Annotated in this window: 1 protein-coding gene; it reads right to left on the bottom strand. The window is 56.3% G+C overall.

The features are described 5' to 3' along the window. The coding region (locus ACCQ08_RS26000) for a hypothetical protein (protein ID WP_373451382.1) at nucleotides 1-1,024 on the bottom strand (1,024 nt) is incomplete at its 3' end. Nucleotides 1,025-1,107 lie beyond the last annotated feature (83 nt).

The raw sequence follows: 1,107 nt of genomic DNA, 5'->3' as shown, positions 1-1,107 counted from the left end.
TGTTCGCAGCACGAGACGCCCCAGAGGACACAAAGCAATTCCCCCAACTTGTAGTAGTCTGAGGCGTCGAGCCGCTAGTTATAAAAGCTCCAGCGCCGCCTGAGACGGTCAAGTTTACGGACGGTGCTTGTGGCGAGAAGGCTTTGGGGAAAGCGCCAAGATTAACGGCGGGACTGTAGAGAACCCCACCTCCATCGCTATTGGAAATTGCTGTATTTATGGTCAGGATTTTCGAGCAGAATTGCGTTCCGTCTGCATACCTCACATAATCACCATCGGCATTACTTCCTCTCTCCACAATTGGGTTGCCATTCATATTCAGCCCGCCCGTGAAGTTTTGGGAGGCTGTCCAGATATTGGAGGTCCCGATAGCGGGCTGCGCGGCTGTAAATGCCGTCAGACCAGAAACTCGCATCCAGTCGCCGGATATGGAGTCGTACTGCAAAACGATCTGGAAACCCAGAACATTCATCGTGAAGTTTTCAGCATCACCGCAGATGGTTTTACCGTTGCGCGAGATCACAGGCGTCAACGTGCCAGAGACATTGGCAGCCGCCACTACCATCCCGTGCCAAGGCGCCGCAGGAAGCAGCAGCACCGAAGTGCTGGAAGTCATCCGATACAAGCCACGGTCCGCCGCATTTGTCGTCCCAGCAGGGCAAGGCAGCACCGTGAAATCGTTGCGACTCACCTCGCCCCAGTAGGTGGACCCCAGAGCCGGGGCCTGTGTGGTCACGTTGGCCAGGTTCAGCTTGAGATACCACAGGCGCCCCAGGTGGGTGACTGTGGCCGACACGTTCAATGCACCTGAGAGGGTGGACCACTCCCCTTTGTAGTTCGCTGCTGCAAAGGCGCCATTTGCTGCCGTTTGCACATCGACCACGCGTGCGGCTGCCGCCTCCGCAGATCCTTCAGCTGCCAGGGCCTTCAGCCTTGCTTCCTCAGCATTGTTATAAACATTTTGGCCAATTGCCGCGATTCGATTTCCGAAGCCAGGCATGGCCGAGCCCCAATCAAATGCCATATCGTCATATGCCGATTCGGGCGTGTTCGGCCCTGGGAACGGTGGCAATTGGGGGTCAATAGGAGGTACTGGAGTTGCCATTT

The organism is Comamonas sp. SY3 (assembly GCF_041730275.1).
Taxonomy (GTDB): Bacteria; Pseudomonadota; Gammaproteobacteria; order Burkholderiales; family Burkholderiaceae_C; genus Comamonas; species Comamonas sediminis.
This window is presented reverse-complemented; position numbering and strand designations above follow the sequence as displayed.